Source organism: Paeniglutamicibacter sp. ORCA_105, from assembly GCF_045798545.1.
GTDB lineage: Bacteria > Actinomycetota > Actinomycetes > Actinomycetales > Micrococcaceae > Paeniglutamicibacter > Paeniglutamicibacter sulfureus.
In genome coordinates this window covers 1-17,142 of record NZ_JBIXLM010000016.1, presented here as the reverse complement: position 1 = coordinate 17,142, position 17,142 = coordinate 1, and the positions used below count along the sequence as shown (strand labels likewise).

The 17,142-nt window shown below is 66.4% G+C and carries 16 protein-coding genes; 4 read left to right on the top strand and 12 right to left on the bottom strand.

The features are described 5' to 3' along the window. Positions 1-4 precede the first annotated feature (4 nt). Positions 5-1,909 carry an AMP-binding protein gene (locus tag ACIPUB_RS09750; RefSeq protein ID WP_407607198.1) on the bottom strand — a complete coding sequence of 635 codons (1,905 nt, stop codon included), beginning with the start codon at positions 1,907-1,909 and terminating at the stop codon, positions 5-7. Positions 1,910-2,071: 162 nt separating this feature from the next. Between ACIPUB_RS09750 and ACIPUB_RS09745 the strand changes: the two genes are divergently transcribed. From ACIPUB_RS09745 to ACIPUB_RS09730, 4 genes are read left to right on the top strand one after another with little or no spacing between them, the layout of a single operon-like run. Beyond that, positions 2,072-2,719 (top strand): GntR family transcriptional regulator, encoded by a 648-nt coding sequence (locus ACIPUB_RS09745; protein WP_407607197.1) that lies wholly within the window; start codon positions 2,072-2,074, stop codon positions 2,717-2,719. After that, on the top strand, positions 2,716-4,233 hold the full coding sequence (locus ACIPUB_RS09740) for an MmgE/PrpD family protein (protein WP_407607196.1): 1,518 nt from the start codon (positions 2,716-2,718) through the stop codon (positions 4,231-4,233). Before ACIPUB_RS09745 ends, ACIPUB_RS09740 begins: the two co-directional genes overlap by 4 nt. A 1-nt stretch (position 4,234) precedes the next feature. Continuing rightward, positions 4,235-5,164, top strand: a complete 930-nt coding sequence (gene prpB, locus ACIPUB_RS09735) for a methylisocitrate lyase (RefSeq protein WP_407607195.1) — start codon at positions 4,235-4,237, stop codon at positions 5,162-5,164. 17 nt (positions 5,165-5,181) lie between these two features. Continuing rightward, positions 5,182-6,318: a bifunctional 2-methylcitrate synthase/citrate synthase gene (locus ACIPUB_RS09730; protein WP_407607194.1), complete on the top strand. Its 1,137-nt coding sequence runs from the start codon at positions 5,182-5,184 to the stop codon at positions 6,316-6,318. 103 nt (positions 6,319-6,421) lie between these two features. On the opposite strand, the gene ACIPUB_RS09725 is transcribed toward ACIPUB_RS09730, so the two are convergent. The 11 genes from ACIPUB_RS09725 to ACIPUB_RS09675 form a co-directional block, all read right to left on the bottom strand. Beyond that, complete coding sequence (locus ACIPUB_RS09725; protein WP_407607193.1) at positions 6,422-7,786, bottom strand: hypothetical protein; 1,365 nt, start codon at positions 7,784-7,786, stop codon at positions 6,422-6,424. Next, positions 7,773-8,291 (bottom strand): RNA polymerase sigma factor, encoded by a 519-nt coding sequence (locus tag ACIPUB_RS09720; RefSeq protein ID WP_407607192.1) that lies wholly within the window; start codon positions 8,289-8,291, stop codon positions 7,773-7,775. The genes ACIPUB_RS09725 and ACIPUB_RS09720 overlap by 14 nt, the downstream gene beginning before the upstream one ends. A gap of 47 nt (positions 8,292-8,338) precedes the next feature. Next, the gene (locus ACIPUB_RS09715; RefSeq protein ID WP_407607191.1) at positions 8,339-8,896 is read right to left on the bottom strand and encodes an 8-oxo-dGTP diphosphatase; all 558 of its coding nucleotides are present in this window, start codon (positions 8,894-8,896) and stop codon (positions 8,339-8,341) included. Between the two features lie 18 nt (positions 8,897-8,914). After that, positions 8,915-10,036, bottom strand: a complete 1,122-nt coding sequence (gene xerD / locus ACIPUB_RS09710; RefSeq protein WP_407607190.1) for a site-specific tyrosine recombinase XerD — start codon at positions 10,034-10,036, stop codon at positions 8,915-8,917. 12 nt (positions 10,037-10,048) lie between these two features. After that, complete coding sequence (locus tag ACIPUB_RS09705; RefSeq protein ID WP_407607189.1) at positions 10,049-10,714, bottom strand: NUDIX domain-containing protein; 666 nt, start codon at positions 10,712-10,714, stop codon at positions 10,049-10,051. A gap of 4 nt (positions 10,715-10,718) precedes the next feature. Then, positions 10,719-12,407, bottom strand: coding sequence for a CTP synthase (locus ACIPUB_RS09700; RefSeq protein ID WP_407607188.1), 1,689 nt, complete (start codon positions 12,405-12,407; stop codon positions 10,719-10,721). 86 nt (positions 12,408-12,493) lie between these two features. After that, entirely contained in the window at positions 12,494-14,227 is a 1,734-nt protein-coding gene (gene recN, locus ACIPUB_RS09695; protein WP_407607187.1) for a DNA repair protein RecN, read from the bottom strand. Further along, complete coding sequence (locus tag ACIPUB_RS09690; protein ID WP_407607186.1) at positions 14,224-15,258, bottom strand: NAD kinase; 1,035 nt, start codon at positions 15,256-15,258, stop codon at positions 14,224-14,226. Before ACIPUB_RS09690 ends, recN begins: the two co-directional genes overlap by 4 nt. Before the next feature lie 54 nt (positions 15,259-15,312). Further along, the gene (locus ACIPUB_RS09685) at positions 15,313-16,119 is read right to left on the bottom strand and encodes a TlyA family RNA methyltransferase (protein ID WP_407607185.1); all 807 of its coding nucleotides are present in this window, start codon (positions 16,117-16,119) and stop codon (positions 15,313-15,315) included. After that, complete coding sequence (locus ACIPUB_RS09680; RefSeq protein ID WP_407607184.1) at positions 16,116-16,334, bottom strand: hypothetical protein; 219 nt, start codon at positions 16,332-16,334, stop codon at positions 16,116-16,118. The genes ACIPUB_RS09685 and ACIPUB_RS09680 overlap by 4 nt, the downstream gene beginning before the upstream one ends. 14 nt (positions 16,335-16,348) lie before the next feature. Continuing rightward, a complete protein-coding gene (locus ACIPUB_RS09675; protein WP_407607183.1) occupies positions 16,349-17,059 on the bottom strand; it encodes an HAD-IIA family hydrolase in 711 nt (236 codons plus the stop codon). Between the last annotated feature and the right edge of the window lie 83 nt (positions 17,060-17,142).

The following is a 17,142-nucleotide window of genomic DNA, read 5'->3' as shown; positions in this document are numbered from 1 at the left end:
TGGACTACCGGCCCGCCGGGCGCAGGAACGGGATGAGTTCCTCGATGACCGCCGGGTCCTCGATGGTGGAGGGCACCGCGTAGGGCTTGCCGTCGGCGATCTGCCGCATGGTCTTGCGCAGGATCTTGCCCGAGCGGGTCTTGGGCAGCGCCGCGACGATGCGGACCTCGCGGAAGTCCGCGACAGGTCCGATGTGCGCCCGTACCATCGCGACAAGTTCCCCGGCCAGCTCCTCCTCGGAGATCCCTGCCCCGCTCTTGAGCACCACGTATCCGCTGGGGCGCTGGCCCTTGAGCTCGTCGGCGACCCCGATGACCGCACATTCCGCAACTGCAGGATGGGAGCCCAGCACCTGTTCCATGGCGCCGGTGGAGAGCCGGTGCCCGGAGACGTTGATGACGTCGTCGGTGCGGCCCATGACAAAGAGGTAGCCGTCGGCATCGAGATAGCCGGAGTCCCCCGTGGCGTAGTAGCCGGGGAAATGCTCAAGATAGGTTTCGATGAAGCGCTGGTCGTTGCCCCACAGCGTGGCCAAGGTGCCCGGGGGCAGCGGGAGCTTGATGGCGATGTTGCCCTCTTCGCCCGCCTCCACCTCGGCGCCGAGCCCGTCCAGGATCCGCACGTCGTACCCGGGCACCGGGACAGTGGGAGAGCCGGCCTTGGGCTCCAGCACCTCAAGGCCCACGCAGTTCGAGGCAATGGGCCAGCCGGTCTCGGTCTGCCACCAGTTGTCCACCACCGGCACCCCGAGCTTTTCCCCGGCCCAGGCGTAGGTGTCGGGGTCCAGCCGCTCCCCCGCCACGAAGAAGTTCCTGAGGCTGGAGAGGTCGTAGCCGGCCATCAGCTCGGCGGCGGGGTCGGCCTTGCGGATCGCGCGCAGCGCGGTCGGGGCGGTGAAGAACGTATCCACCTTGTGGTCCTGAATGAGCCGCCAGAAGGCCCCGGCGTCGGGGGTTCCCACGGGCTTGCCTTCGTAGAGGACCGTGGTGGCCCCGGCGATCAACGGGCCGTAGACGATGTAGGAGTGCCCGACCACCCAGCCGACGTCGGAGGCGGTGAGCATGGTGGAGCCCGGTCCAACGCCGTAGATGTTGCGCATCGACCAGTCCATGGCCACCGCGTAGCCACCGGAATCGCGCACCACGCCCTTGGGGGCGCCGGTGGTCCCGGAGGTGTAGAGGATGTAGAGGGGGTGGGTGGCGGGCACCGGAACCGCGGCGGCGGGTTCGGCGAGCGCGGCCAACTCGTCCCAGTCGTGCCAGGTGCCGGCGGAGCCGGCGAACTCGGAGCGCTGGTGCGCGAAGCCGTCACGGTGGTGGACGATGACGGTGGAAACCTTATGGCCGGCCATCCCGATGGCCTCGGCGACGGCGGGCAGGTATTCGATGCGGCGCGAGGGCTCGATGCCGCCGGTCGCGGTGACGATGGCGGCCGGGGTCGCGTCGTCGATGCGTGCGGCCAGTTCCTTGGGGGCGAAGCCGCCGAAGACCACCGAGTGCACCGCGCCGATGCGGGCGCAGGCCAGCATGGCGATGTGTGCCTGCGGAATCATCGGGAGGTAGATCAGCACCCGGTCACCGACCCCGATCCCCGCATCCCGCAGGACACCTGCAAACGTCTCGACCTTGGCCAGCAGCTCGGCGTAGCTGAAGCGTTCCTGGATGCCCAGGACCGCGGAGTCGTAGACCAGTGCGGTGTTCTCCCCGCGGCCCGCCGCAACGTGGCGGTCCAGGGCGTTGTGGCAAACGTTGAGGACCCCGTCGGGGTACCACGCATAGATCGGCGCGCGGCTCTCATCCAGTCCGGCGGTGGGCGGTTGCTCCCAGTCGATTGATGCGGCCGCATTGAGCCAAAAGGCTGCAGGGTCGCTCTTGGCTTCGGCAAAGGTCTGCGCGTAGGTCGGTGCCATGCGAACCGTCCATCCATTCGTATCAGGTACTTGATCGGGTCCCACCGAGCATATGACTCCCGCCACACAATTTCAAGATTAATGTATACACGAACGCAATATTTTCGAATAAATTCTCGTCCTTCGCGTGACTTTGTGGCTTTTCTGTATACAATTGATGGCATGAGGGCAAGCGACAAGGCTTATGAGGCACTGCGAACGGACATCGTCGAATGGCGGTTGCGTCCCGGTGCCGTGCTGGGCGAGGTTGAACAGGCCGAACGCCTGGGTGTTTCACGCACCCCGCTGCGTGAGGCCCTGGCCCGGCTGGTCGCCGACGGGCTGGCAGTGCAGCAGCGCGGCCGCGGTGCCGTGGTCTCCGACGTCTCAAGCGAGCACGTTGACGACCTTTTCGACCTGCGCCGCGCCCTCGAGGTCGAATCCGCCCGCATTGCGGCGCGAAAAGCCGAGCCGGCCACCTTTGCGTCGCTGCGCTCCCGCTTCCTGGAGGCGGGACGCTCCACCGGTCCCGAAAGCCGCGAGGCTTACTACCTGTTGGCCGGGGAACTCGACAGCTGCATCGATGCCGCAGTGGGCAACCCCTATATCGAGCAGGCCCTGCGCTCCCTGCGGGTCCATCTGGCCCGGGTCCGCCGCCTGGCCCAGGACGACCCCGAAAGACTGGCGAGGTCCGCGCTTGAACACGCGGCGATCGCCGAGGCCATCGCGGCCCGAAACCCGGAGGTCGCCGCGGCGGCCACCCAATTGCACCTGCACCACAGTCTTGAACACATCAAAACCCATGCTGGACCCCGAGAGGACACCCCATGATCAACCACCCCGTACGCGTGTACCGCAGTGAAGAAAACCTTGCCCGCGAGGATCAGCTCGCGCACAAGATCGCTACCGTTGCAGCCGACCCGGTAGAGGTCACCGCAGAGGTCACCGAGATGATCATCAACCGCATCATCGACAACGCCTCCGTTGCCATTGCCTCGCTGAACCGCGGTCCGATCGTTGCAGCACGTGCCCAGGCCCTGACCCATGCCCCGTCCACCGGCGGCAAGGGTGCCTCGGTCTTCGGCATCACCGAGAAGGTGTCCCCCGAATGGGCAGCCTGGGCCAACGGCGTGGCGGTGCGCGAGCTCGACTACCACGACACCTTCCTGGCCGCCGAGTACTCCCACCCGGGCGACAACATCCCGCCGATCCTTGCGGTGGCACAGCACACCGGAGCTTCGGGCAAGGACCTGATCCGCGGCATCGCCACCGGCTACGAGATCCAGGTCGACCTGGTCAAGGCGATCTGCCTGCACAAGCACAAGATCGACCACGTGGCACACCTGGGCCCGTCGGCCTCCGCCGGCATCGGCACCCTGCTCGGCCTGGATGTCGAAACCATTTTCCAGGCCGTGGGCCAGGGCCTGCACACCACCACCGCCACCCGCCAGTCGCGCAAGGGCGAGATCTCCACCTGGAAGGCCCACGCACCTGCCTTCGCCGGCAAGATGGCCGTCGAGGCAGCGGACCGCGCCATGCGCGGCCAGACCTCCCCGGTGCCGATTTACGAAGGCGAAGACGGCGTCATCGCCTGGCTGCTGGACGGGCCGGACGCGGCCTACGAGGTTCCGCTTCCGGAGGCCGGCGAAGCCAAGCGCGCCATCCTGGACACCTACACCAAGGAGCACTCGGCCGAGTACCAGGCACAGGCCTGGATCGACCTGGCCCGCAAGCTCAACCGCGAACACCCGGAAGCCGCCGACGCCAAGAACGTCGCCTCGGTCCTGATCAAGACTTCCCACCACACGCACTACGTGATCGGCTCCGGCGCCAACGACCCGCAGAAGTACGATCCGACCGCCTCGCGCGAAACCCTTGACCACTCGATCCCGTACATCTTCACCGTCGCCCTGCAGGACGGCGCCTGGCACCACGTGGACTCCTACTCCCCGGAGCGGGCGGGACGTGCCGACACCGTGGAACTGTGGAACAAGGTCACCACCGAGGAAGACAAGGAGTGGACCCGCCGCTACCACTCGCTGGACATCAACGAGAAGGCCTTCGGCGGCTCGGTGGTCATCACCCTGGCCGACGGCACCGTCATCACCGACGAGATCGCCGTGGCCGACGCCCACCCGCTGGGAGCCCGGCCGTTCGCCCGCGAGCAGTACATCAACAAGTTCCGCACCCTGGCCACCGGCCTGGTCGAGGAAGACGAAATCGACCGGTTCATTGCAGCCGCGGAAAACCTGGAGAAACTGGGAGCCGGCGAGCTCGACCAGCTGAACATCGTTGCAGCCCCGGGCGTCATCGACCTCGCGGCAGCCCCGAAGGGACTGTTCTAACATGTTGTACTCCACCACCACCCCGGAGCAGAAGCGCGCGGCACTGCGCGAGATGCTCGTTCCGGGAACCGCACGCCAGTTCCCCGGGGCCTTCAACCCGCTCTCGGCCCGGTTGATCGAGGAAAAGGGCTTCGACGGCGTCTACATCTCCGGTGCCGTGTTGGCCAATGACCTTGGCCTTCCGGACATCGGGCTGACCACGCTCACCGAGGTGGCCACCCGTGCCGGGCAGATCGCCCGGATGACAGACCTGCCCTCGTTGGTCGATGCGGACACCGGATTCGGCGAGCCAATGAACGTGGCCCGCAGCATCCAGGAACTCGAGCATGCGGGGTTGGCCGGCTGCCACATCGAGGACCAGTTCAACCCCAAGCGCTGCGGCCACCTCGACGGCAAGAACGTCGTGGACCTGGACACCATGGTCAAGCGCATCGCCGCGGCGGCGGATGCCCGCCGCGATTCGAACTTCCTGATCATGGCCCGCACCGACGTGCGCGCCGTGGAGGGACTCGATGCAGCAATCAACCGCGCCAAGGCCCTGGTGGATGCCGGCGCGGATGCCATCTTCCCGGAGGCCATGAAGGACATTTCCGAGTTCGAGGCAGTCTGCAAGGCAGTCGACGTCCCGGTACTGGCGAACATGACGGAGTTCGGCAAGTCCGACCTCTTCACCCGCCAGCAACTGGCGGATGTCGGCGTGGCCATGGTCATCTACCCGGTGACGCTGCTGCGCAGCGCCATGGGAGAGGCGGAACGCGTCCTGGATGTGATTGCCGCCGACGGAACCCAGGAGTCTCGGGTAGATTCAATGTTGACGCGTGCGCGTCTCTACGAGCTGGTTGACTACGAGGCGTACAACCGCTTCGACACCGGGATCTTCAATTTCCAGGTCCCGGATCTGGATATCCACTCAAACAACGCGAATCTGTAGGAATCAGGAGCGAAGTGATGACTGAAACTGAGATCAAGAAGGGCCTCGCCGGCGTCGTCGTCGACTACACGGCGGTCTCCAAGGTAAATCCGGAGACGAATTCGCTGCTCTACCGTGGATACCCGGTCCAGGACCTGGCCGCCAGGAAGAGCTTCGAGGAAGTGGCCCTGCTGCTGTGGACCGGCGAGCTGCCCACTGAAATCGAGCTCACCGACTTCGTCGCCGCCGAGCGGGCAGGGCGCGCCCTGGCCGCCAACGTCAAGGCCGCCATCGACCTGCTGCCGCTGGATTGCCACCCGATGGACGTGGGCCGCACGGCGGTCTCGGTCATCGGCGCCAACCACGCACTGGCCGACGATTCCTCCCCCGAGGCCGAACTCATCAAGGCCAAGGAACTCTTTGCCGCGTTCCCTGCAGTTGTCGCCTACGACCAGCGCCGCCGCCGCGGCCTGGGCGTCATCGACCCACGCGAGGACCTGGATTATTCGCAGAACTTCCTGTGGATGACCTTCGGCGAAGAGGCCGCACCGGAGGTGGTCGACGCGTTCCGCGTTTCGATGGTCCTCTACGCGGAGCACTCGTTCAATGCCTCGACGTTCACCGCCCGTGTGGTCACCTCCACGCTCTCGGACCTGCACTCGGCCGTCACCGCGGCCATCGGCGCGTTGAAGGGGCCGCTGCACGGCGGCGCCAACGAGGCAGTGATGCACACCTTCCACGAGATCGGCATCGACAAGAACGAATCCCGCCAGGATGCCGCGGCCCGTGCCAAGACGTGGATGGAGGAGGCCCTGGCCGCCAAGAAAAAGGTCATGGGCTTCGGCCACCGTGTCTACAAGCACGGCGATTCCCGCGTTCCGACCATGAAGGCTGCGCTGGACAAGATGATCGCCTACTACGGCCGTAGCGAAATGCTCGGGCTGTATGACGGACTCGAAGCGGCCATGGACGAGGCCAAGGCCATCAAGCCGAACCTCGATTACCCGGCCGGCCCAACCTACCACCTGATGGGCTTCGACACCGAGATGTTCACCCCGATCTTCATTGCCTCGCGCATCACGGGTTGGACAGCACACATCATGGAACAGCGCGCGTCCAACGCGCTGATCCGCCCGCTGTCCGAATACAACGGCCCGGAGCAGCGCGCGCTGTAATCATTCGGGACCGCAGCACGTTGCGAGGGAGTTGGCCGGGACCCAAAATGGGTGCCGGCCAGCTCCCTCGCTTTCTTGTTCGTGCCTGTGCCTGTGCCTGTGCCTACGTGAGTCTCAACGACTCGGCAACCTCGATGGCCCGCAGGTACTCGCTGGATTCCTGGTAAGCGTCGCGCTCGGCCGCGTCCTTGAACCCCATGGGTCCGGTCCAGGCGTCCGATTGGACCATCTTGCCTCGGTGGTGGAAGGTGGTGGCCAGGTCGCAGAGCTTGCCCTCCGTGGCGCTGTCGACCGGGACCAGCGAGACCACGGATCGCTCGATCCCGAAGACGTCGGTCTGGGTGACCAGGCCCAGGCCCAGCTTCCCCTCGTCGACCTCCACGGAGGTGGGGTTCAGGCCGTGCAGCGTGTAGGTCCCCTCCGGGTCGCCGCAGCTTTCGGAACCGTCCTGGCCGGGACGGTCGTCGGGGAAGAGACCGAGGTTGAAGACGGCCTTGCCGTGCGCATCGAAGAACATCAACTGGTAGGTTGCCGCGACCCGTGGATCCGCCGTGGCAGGATCCATGGCCTTGCCGTCCTCGTCGCGCATGTTTTCGTACATGCTCCATGACGGGTGGGTGACTTCCAGGACGGAGTTGCCGTAGGCGACGTGTTCGGCCCCGTTCTCGGCTTCCATCCACGAAGGCACATTCGGCCCGAAGAGCGTCGCGGCGACCTGCCTGGGTATTTTCTGGTCCTTGATGGCCCGGTCCATGCGTTGCTCGGGTGTTTCATCCGCTTCGTAGGTGTAGCCACGCAGCAGGGGCCAGCTGAGGTGTTCCTGGTGCACCTCCACGCCGTCCTCGGCGATCTTCAGGGGCGAACTGACCCAGTGTCCCGCTTCAGGATCCCACTTGGCTATCAGCATGCCACCGGAAACGTCGTCGACGTTAAGCTCGGTGCGATACCGATCCGACGGCGTGAAGGCCGCGAATCCCTCCAGGCAACCAATGAGCGCGAAGGATTCGGCGTCCAGTCCCGGATTGCTGAGCTTGCCGTTGGCGTCGGCGAACTGCATCTCGGGCAGCGACAGGGCACTGCAGGCCTCGTCGTCGGCGAAGTGCGCGCCGTCGTAGGCGGGGAACAGTTCGTTGGGCAACTGCAATGATTCCGGTTGTGAGGTCGGATCGGCCGCGCCGGTTTCCGACGGCACGGGGGCCGTGGGGCTTGGCGTGGGTGTTATGGCCGGTAGCGGGTCCGGAAGCGGGGCGTTCCACGGCGACCAGACGATCACCGCGGCCACCGCTGCGGCGGTGAGCATCCCGCCCACTGCCACGGGGCGCCAGGAGCGCCGCTGCTTGGGTGTTTCGCGCACCTTTTGCTGGGTAAAGACCGGGCGTGGTTCTTCCAGGTCCAGGGGAAGGGGCCCGGCGGAGTCCCGGTGCATGCGCGGGTCGGCGTCTCGCAGGAGCTGTTCAATGTTGTCCATTTGAGGTTCCACCCTTCAACATCTGGTTCGGTGCCTTCTTCGAGAAGGCCTTGCGCGCCCTGAAAAGCCGGGACTTGGCCGAGTCGGGCGAGCAATCGAGAATGGCCGCGATTTCGGCCAGGCTCAGTGAATCCCAATAGGCGAGCATGAGGATTTCGCGTTCCTGCGGGCGCAAGGTGTTCAGGACTTCGCGGACCGCGGCACCGGGATCGTTCTCCGGCTGCGGGCGGCGGGCCAGTTCACTGCTGCCCAGCTTCTCGACGAGGTTGCGTTGGCGGCGTTGTGCCCTGTATTCATTGGCGACCAGGTTCCGCGCTGTCACCAGCAGCCACGGCAACACATCTTCCGACGGCCCCTTCTGGTGCTGCCAGGCGATGCGGAAAACGTCGTTGGTGATCTGCTGGGCGGACTGCACATCGCTGGTGCGCCGGTACACGTATCCGTAAACGCGCTGGGAGTACTGCCGGTGCAGTTCTTCCACATGCAACGCGGTTCTCGCTCCCACGGGTTCCCTCCCCCTCACGGCACCCGATGTCGGATGCTCCCTTATGCCTAGGTAATGTCCGGGAAGTCGGCTTCGGTTGCATCAGCGGCGGGAATTCCATTTCCCGGCCAGTTGACGGTGGAAAAGCCGTCCACCGATTCGTTGTCGGCGGCAAGGCGCACCAGGGCGTCGAAACGTTCACCGGACAGGATCCGCCCCAGCCACAGCGCGGAATCGTCCCACATCCGTTCCAACGGCAGGTTCTCCACCCGATGCCATTCCGGGGCAAGCTCCGCCGAGGGCATGGCCATGCCGGTGAAAGCCGAGGTGAGGTAGATGGTGCAGTCCATGTCAGCGGCGGGGTTCGCGGGGAAGCGGAAGTAGACCCGGGCTGCGGGCAGCAGCGAATCAATGTCGGCGACCAGCGAGGTTTCCTCGACCAGCTCGCGCACCGCGGCGGCCTCGGGGCTCTCCCCCGGCTCGATCTTTCCCCCCGGGGCAACGACCCGTCCGGCACCGAACCCGCGCTGTTTCAGCCCCAGCAGCACCTGGGTGCCGTTTGCCCCGTGCTCCACCGGCAGGCACAACACGACCCGGGTGGGGGTTTGCGTTGATGCATGCTCCATGGCTGGCGGCTCTTTTCCTTAGTTGTGGGCCCGCGGGTGGGCTGCCGCGTAGATTTCACGCAGCGTATCGGCCGTGACCAGGGTGTAGACCTGGGTCGTGGTCACCGAGGCATGGCCCAGCAGCTCCTGGACCACGCGCACGTCGGCACCGCCCTCGAGCAGGTGGGTGGCGAAGGAATGGCGCAGGGTGTGCGGGGAGACGTCTTGTTCGATGCCCGCGCGTTCGGCGGCCTTGGTGAGCACCGACCAGGCGGATTGGCGCGAGAGCCGTCCGCCGCGCTGGTTCAGGAAGAGGGCGGCAGTGCCCTTGCCCTTCGCCACGAGCTCGGGGCGCCCGCGGACCAGGTATGCGTTCAGTGCGTCGATGGCGTAGGAGCCCAGCGGCACGATGCGTTCCTTTGAGCCCTTGCCGAAGAGCCGCACCACCGCCGGCCCGCTGGCCGGGCGTTCCAGGTGCAGGTCATCGACATCCAAGCCCACTGCCTCCGAGATGCGGGCGCCGGTGGAGTAGAGGAATTCGAGGATGGCCTTGTCGCGCAGGCCCGCCGAGGTCTCGATGGAGACCGAATCCAGGATCGCGGTCACCTGCTCGACGCTGATGGCCTTGGGCAGGCGGCGCCCGGGTGCCGGCGGGTGCAGGTCGACGGCGGGGTTGGTGGGTGCCTGCCCCTCGAGTTCCCAGAACTTGTGCACCCCGCGCACCGCGACGATGGTACGCGCCGCCGAGCGTGCGCTCAGGGGCGCAGCTCCGTCGGCACCGTCGCGCACGGCCTGCGCGAAGGAGGTCAGGTGGCCCAGGGTCACCTGGGACGGTTCGTGCACGTCCTGGGTGTGCAGAAAGGAAACGTAGCGGTACAGGTCCCGGCGATAGGCGCTGACGGTGTTCTTGGCCATGCCGCGTTCCACGGCCAGATGCTGCAGGTAGGTCGCCAGGTGCTTGCCCATGGGCAAGGTTGCCGGGTCTGGTCCGGCAGGTGCCGGCGGAGCTGCAGGTGCCGGCGGAGCGGCAGGTGCCGGCGGAGCGGCAGGTGTCGGCGGAGCGGCAGGTGCCGGCTCGACGGGTGTCAGCCGGATGGTGGCCGGGACCGAACCGACAGGGGTCAACCGGATCGTGGCTGGCCCAATCGTGTCGGAAGACATTTCGCCGCTCCCCTAGAGCCTTGGCTCGTTGGAGCGCAGTCGCGGGTGGGCTTCGAACGAGGTGTCGACCGGGCGCAGCGATGCGTATCCGTCCGCGCGTGCCGCGACGGCCGCCAATAGGCCTGCAACCGCGGAAGGGTTGTGGATCCGCCCGCCCAGGACGCCGGCAACGGCTTCGTCCAGGGGAACCCAGGCAAGTTCCATGTCGGCTTCCTCGTCGGTGCGTTCGTGGCGTTCATGCTCAGGGACCGCGTGGGCGTTGCGGGCCAGATAGATGCGGATCGCCTCCGAGGATGATCCGGGGGAAAGGAACAGGTCGACCAGCACGGCCCAGTCCTCGGCGACCAGGTCGGCTTCCTCGGCAAGTTCGCGTGCGGCGGCAAGGTGCGGCGCCTCGTCCTCGATGTCCATGAGCCCGGCGGGGATTTCCCACAGGTTCATGCGCACCGGGTGGCGGTACTGGTTGATCATCAGCACCTCGTCGGCATCGTTGAGCACCAGCACCGCAACGGCCCCGGGGTGTTCGATGTAGTCCCGCACCAGCGGTGCGGCATCGGGCGCGAATTCAAAGGTGTCCTGCACTACGTCCCAGATGCGCCCGTCGTAGACGGTCTCGGACTTAAGCAGGCGGCGAGGGCTGAACGAATCGCCCAGCGCCTCGCCGTCTTTTGTTGCCATGGTGTTACTTGCCGGCCTTCTGGTGTGCCAACCCGGCCTTGACCAGCCCTGCAAAGAGCGGGTGCGGGCGGGTGGGACGGCTGGAGAGCTCCGGGTGGGCCTGCGTGGAGACGTAGTACGGGTGCACGTCCTTGGGCAATTCCACGAACTCGACCAGCTTGCCGTCCGGCGAGGTGCCGGAGAAGACCAAGCCAGCCTCCGCGATCTGGGCGCGGTAGGCGTTGTTGACCTCGTAGCGGTGGCGGTGGCGTTCGGCGACGGCGGTCTTGCCGTAGGTCTCGGCGATCACGGAGCCCTCGGTGAGGATCGCGTCGTAGAGGCCCAGGCGCATGGTGCCGCCCAGGTCGCCCTTGCCGTCGACAATGTGCAGCTGCTCAGCCATCGTCGCGATGACCGGGTGCGTGGAATTCGGTTCGAACTCGGTGGACGAGGCGTCTGCGAGTCCCACGACGTTCCGTGCGTACTCGATGACCATCGACTGCAGGCCCAGGCACAGGCCCAGGGTCGGCAGTCCGGTTTCGCGGGCGAACTTCAGGGCACCGAGCTTGCCTTCCAGGCCGCGGATGCCGAAGCCTCCGGGCACGCAAATGGCGTCAACGCCGGCAAGCGCCTTCTTGGCGCCTTCGGTGGTGGAGCAGTCGTCGGAGGGAACCCAGCGGATCTGGACCTTGGCCTTGTTGGCGAAGCCGCCGGCGCGCAGCGCCTCGGTGACCGAGAGGTAGGCGTCGGGCAGGTCAATGTACTTGCCCACCAGCGCAATTTCCAGGTGGTGCTTGGGGTTGTGGACGGCGTCAAGGAGCCTGTTCCACTTGGACCAGTTCACGTCCTTGAACTTCATGCCCAGGTGCTGGACGATGTACGCGTCCAGGCCCTGTGCGTGCAGCACGACGGGGATGTCGTAGATGCTCGGAGCGTCGGCGCAGTTGATCACTGCTTCCGGATCGACGTCACAGGTGCGGCCGATCTTCACGCGCATCTCGTCCGGGATATCCCGGTCGGAGCGGATCACCAGGGCGTCGGGCTGGATGCCGATGGAGCGCAGCGCCGCCACGGAGTGCTGGGTCGGCTTGGTCTTCAGTTCCTGGCTGGGGCCGATGTAGGGCACCAGGGAGACGTGGACGAAGAAGACATTGCCGCGGCCTATGTCCTGGCGGACCTGGCGCGCCGATTCGAGGAACGGCTGGGACTCGATGTCGCCAACGGTGCCGCCGATTTCGGTGATGATCACGTCCGGGGCCTTCTTGCCCTTGCCCGGCTCGGTGGCCGGCAAGCGCATGCGGCGCTTGATTTCGTCGGTGATGTGCGGGATGACCTGCACCGTGTCGCCGAGATAGTCGCCGCGGCGTTCCTTCTCGATGACCTCGGAGTAGACCTGGCCGGTTGTCACGTTGGCCATGCCGGTGAGGTTTTCGTCCAGGAAGCGCTCGTAGTGTCCGATGTCGAGATCGGTTTCGGCGCCGTCATCGGTGACAAAGACTTCACCGTGCTGGAAGGGGTTCATTGTGCCCGGATCCACATTGAGATACGGGTCTAGCTTCTGCATGGTGACGGAGAGACCACGTGCGCGAAGAAGGTGACCGAGGCTGGAAGCCGTCAATCCCTTTCCGAGGGACGAGGCCACGCCACCAGTGACGAAGATATGCTTTGTCGTTTCAGACGACCGGGAATCACGAGAAAGATTACGTTGCACCACGGGGTTCTACCCTATCACCTTTTCGTTGTTGGACGGTTGGGAAAGACTCTACAGCCTTGCCGGAAGCGGCAGGCGGAATCCGGGGTTCAGGAAAGCGAACTCACAAGCAGCTGCGCCTCGCCGAGCAATTCCTCGGCATGGGCCTGGGCTGTGCTGGAGTCTTCCTGGCCGGCCAGCATCCGCGCCAATTCGCGCACGCGCTCGGCTTCGTCCAGGAGTACCACGTCGCTGGCGGTGAATCCCGCACCGTCGGCGGCCTTGGCATTTGAGGATTTGATGACCCGGACATGCCTGTCGGCGTAGGCTGCCACCTGCGGCAGGTGGGTGACAACTATCACCTGGACGTGCTTGGCCAGCATGGCCAGGCGCTTGCCGATCTCGACGGCCGCCTTGCCGCCGACGCCGGCGTCCACCTCGTCGAAGACGAACGTCGGAACGGGGTCCACGGCAGCCAAGACCACCTCGATGGCCAGCATCACCCGGGAGAGCTCGCCGCCCGAGGCCCCCTTGCCCAGTGGCCGCGGGGAGGACCCGGCGTGGGGCTGCAGCAGCATGGTGATCGCATCGATGCCGAAGCGGTTGGGTTCGGCGAGTTTCTCGAGCTCGACCACGAACTTCGCGTCGGGCATGGCGAGGGCCGCGAGCTCGGCGGTGACCCGGGCTGCCAGGTCCTTGGCCGCCTTGGCACGCAGCTTCGAGAGCTTGGCAGCCAGGTCGGCGACCTCAAGGCGCAGCGCCTCGGTTTCGGCACGCAGCTCCTCGATGCGGCCGTCGTCGCCCTGGATCTCGGCCAGACGCGCGCGAGAGGTGTTGGCCCAGGCGATCACTTCGTCGATGTCCGGCGCATACTTGCGGATCAGCCGGTTCAGGTCGGCGCGGCGTTCCTCGAGCGCCGCAAGCTGCTCGGGACCCTCAGTGTCCAGGTCGGAGAGGTAGGCGGCCAGGTCGGTCGACACCTCCGCGGCAAGGATGCCGATCTCGTTGAGTCGCTCGGAGAGGGACTTGATGTCCGCGTCGTCGGCGGCGACCTGCTCCAGGGCATGCCTGGCGATCTCTACCAAGGAGATGACGCTGGGAGCCTCATAGTCCTCGCTGTTGAGCGACTCGTGGGCGAGGTTGGCGTTGGAACGCAACGACTCGATGTTTGAAAGCTTCAGCGACTGGTGCTTCAGGTCCACGTCTTCGGCCGGCTGCGGGTCGACGGCGTCGATTTCCTCCAGGGCCGCCTGCAGCGACTCGGCCTCGCGGATGCGTTCGCGGGATGCCGCGACGAGTTCCTCCAGCTCTGCGGTGGCACCGCCCCACTTGTCGAAGGTCTCCTGGTAGGTGGCCAGCAGCTTGGCCAGCGGGGCGCCGGCAAACTTGTCCAGCGAGGCGCGCTGCGCCGCGGCTCCCTTGAGCCGCAACTGGTCGGTCTGTCCGTGGATGGCGATCAGGTCCTCGCCCAGTTCCACGAGTACTCCCACCGGGGCCGCACGTCCGCCCACGGAGGCGCGGCTGCGTCCCTCGGCGGACAGGGTGCGGGTGATGATCAGTTCGGCCTGGTCCTCATAGCGTTCGACCAGGGCGCCGGCTTCCTCGGCGCGGTCCAGGACCTTGCTGGCGGCGGGCAGCACAAGCGTCGCATCCGCCACTGCCTGCTTGGCGCCGTGGCGCACGGCCCCGGCGTCGGCGCGGCGTCCGAGCAGCAGCCCGAGCGCGGTGATGACCATGGTCTTGCCGGCACCGGTTTCGCCGGTGACGACGCTGAAGCCCGGGCCCAGCGGCAGGGTCGCCTGGGAGATGACACCCAGGTCGCTGATGCGTATTTCCTGTATCACAGTTGCCTCCGATGATCTTTGTCCGCGAGGGTTTCCGGTTCGGGCTTGGGCGCGTGGTGGCGCGGCTCGATGACCTGCATCGCCGGGGTGATGACCGGCAGCGCGGTCGTGGCGGTCTCGCGTTCGCCGGGTTCCACCGGACCGCGCCAGCCGTGGATGGGTAGTTCGAACTTGTTGACCAGCCGCTCGGAGAACGGGGTCTGGTTCACCCGCGCCAGGCGCACCGGCTTGGTGGAGCGGGTGACTTCGATTCGGGCGCCCGGCGGCAGCTCGATGGAGCGCCGGCCGTCGCACCAGAGCACGGCCCCGGCATCGGTGCGGGTCAGGATCTCAATGGCCAGGACGGAGGTGGGGGCCACGACCAGCGGCTTGGCGAAGAGCGCGTGGGCGCTGATCGGCACCATCACCAGCGCCTCGACCTCGGGCCAGACCACCGGTCCCCCGGCGGAAAACGCGTAGGCGGTGGAGCCGGTCGGGGTGGCCATGACCACGCCGTCACAGCCGAAGGTGCTTAGCGGGCGGCCGTCGACCTCCATGACCACTTCGATCATGCGTTCGCGGTTGGCCTTTTCGATGGCAGCCTCGTTCAGCGCCCAGGTGTGGGCGATCCGGCGGTTGTCCAGCCAGACCTGCACGTCGATGGTCATGCGTTCCTCGACGGTGAAGCGGCTCTCAACGATCCACTGCACGGTTTCCTGCAGGGCGGTGCGTTCGCTTTCCGCCAGGAACCCTACGTGCCCCAGGTTGACCCCGAGCAGCGGGACCCCGGCGTTGCGGACCAGTTCGGCGGCCCGCAGCACGCTGCCGTCGCCGCCCAGCACAACCCCCAGGTCAATGTTCTCGAGGCTGGTGTCTTCGTCGAGGATCTCAACCTCGAGGTCCTCGCCCTCCGCGGTGTTGCGCACTGCCTGCATTTCCAGGCGCCGCATCACCGGGATGAGTCCGGCATCCCGCAGCCGGGAACAGGTGTCCACGGCTGCTGACAGGGCATCGTATCGTCCGGTGTGGGTGAGGACCAAAATCCTGCGCATGAGTTCCTTCCTCGGCGGACCGAAGGTTAGGACATCGATTCAGATGCCACCAGTCTAAGAATAGTCAACGTCCGGCCAGGCGTCGGTCCCGACGCGGGGATGTGCAAAAGCCCCTGGATTGTGTCCGGTGTCCTTGCCCAGCCACAGGAAGAACTCGACATTGCCGTCCTGGCCCGGGAGCGGGCTGCGGGCCAGCCCCTTAACGGCCAGTCCGGAGTCGTGCGCGCAGGACATCACGGCGTCCACCGCCTTGCGCCGCTGGGTCGGGCTGCTGACCACCCCGGTGCGGGACAGCTGCTCGCGGCCGATCTCGAATTGGGGCTTGACCATGAGGACCAGGTCGCCGTTGGGCTCCGTGGCCCTGGCCAGGGCATTCATGACCATGGTCAGCGAGATAAAGGACAGGTCGGCCACGACCAGGGACACGGTTCCGCCGATGTCCGCGGGATCCAGGTAGCGGACGTTCATGCCCTCGTGGACGTGGACGCGGGCGTCTGCCCGCAGCTCGGGGACGAGCTGGCCGTGTCCAACGTCGACGGCCTCGACATGGTCAGCACCGCGGCGCAGCAGCACGTCGGTGAATCCGCCGGTCGAAGCCCCGGCGTCAAGGCAACGTTTCCCGGCGACCTCGATGGGTGAAAACTCGGCCAGTGCACCGGCCAGCTTGTGCCCGGCGCGACTCACGAATTCCTCGCCCTCGGGGGCGCGGACGGTGATCGCGGAGGTTTCGTCGACGTTTTTTGCCGCCTTGGCGGCAATCAAGCCATCGACCAGCACCCGTTGCTCGGTGATCAGCCGGGCAGCCTCGGTGCGCGAACGGGCCAGGGACCTGGTGACCAGTTCCTGGTCGAGGCGGCTCATGCCTGCTCCTGCGAGGTGGCATCCAGATCGGCGGTCAACGACGCCTGCAGCTCCTCGAAGATGGCCAGGTGCTCGGCAACGGGGGTCGATGCCAGGGTTTCCAGGATTTCGAGGTCTGTCGTCGATGCGCGTGATTCAGCGGGGGCGGCCGGGCGTGGCCCGGGGACCGCTGCGCCGGGGCCGATGTTGGGAAGTGGGGTGTGGTTGCTGCTCATCATCATCATCGAGCCTATGGCTTGATGCCGACGATTTGGGAAAAGCTCAGCTTAGGTTCCACGGCGTGTTCCTGCCGCGGGTGGGCGAGCCACCAGGCCGCACATGCCGCACGCCAGGAATCCAGGTCGGCTTCATCGCCATCGATGGTGATTGTGTCGCCGTTGACCGAGGCCATGGCGGATCCGCAACGGACGCCGAACCCGGTGACCTCAACAACCGGGTAAGGCTCGTAGAGCCCGGAGAGGTCGGCAAGGAGATAATCGGGGCGTTCGGCAGTGCGGGCGGCCAGGGCCGTGCGCACCGTGTCGACTCCGGTAAGCACCAGCGCGGTGTTGAATGCGGCGTTGTTTCCGCCAAGGATGTCCGTATCGAGCCGGTCCCCCACAACCAGCGGTCGGGTGGCCTGGAAGGTTTCGGCCGCGCGGCGGAAGAGCAGTGGCTCGGGCTTGCCCGCCACCAGCGGCTTGGCCTTGGTGGCGGCTGCGACGGCCTCGACCAGGGCACCGTTGCCCGGGGCTATGCCCTCGGCCCGCGGGATGGTCAGGTCGGTATTCGTGGCGACCCAAATGGCACCGCCATTAATGGCGAATGCAGCTTCGGCCAGGTCCTTCCAGCCGACGGCGGGGTCGAAGCCCTGGATGACACCCTGGGGGCCGTCGTGGTGGCTGGAGACGATTTCCATTCCGAAGGAGCTGACGCAATCGCGCAGGTGGGCGCTGCCCACCACCAGGACCTTGGCGCCCCGGGGAAGTTCCTTGGCCAGGAGTTCAGCTCCCGGGGGGGGGGGGGGGCCCCCCCAGGGGGGCG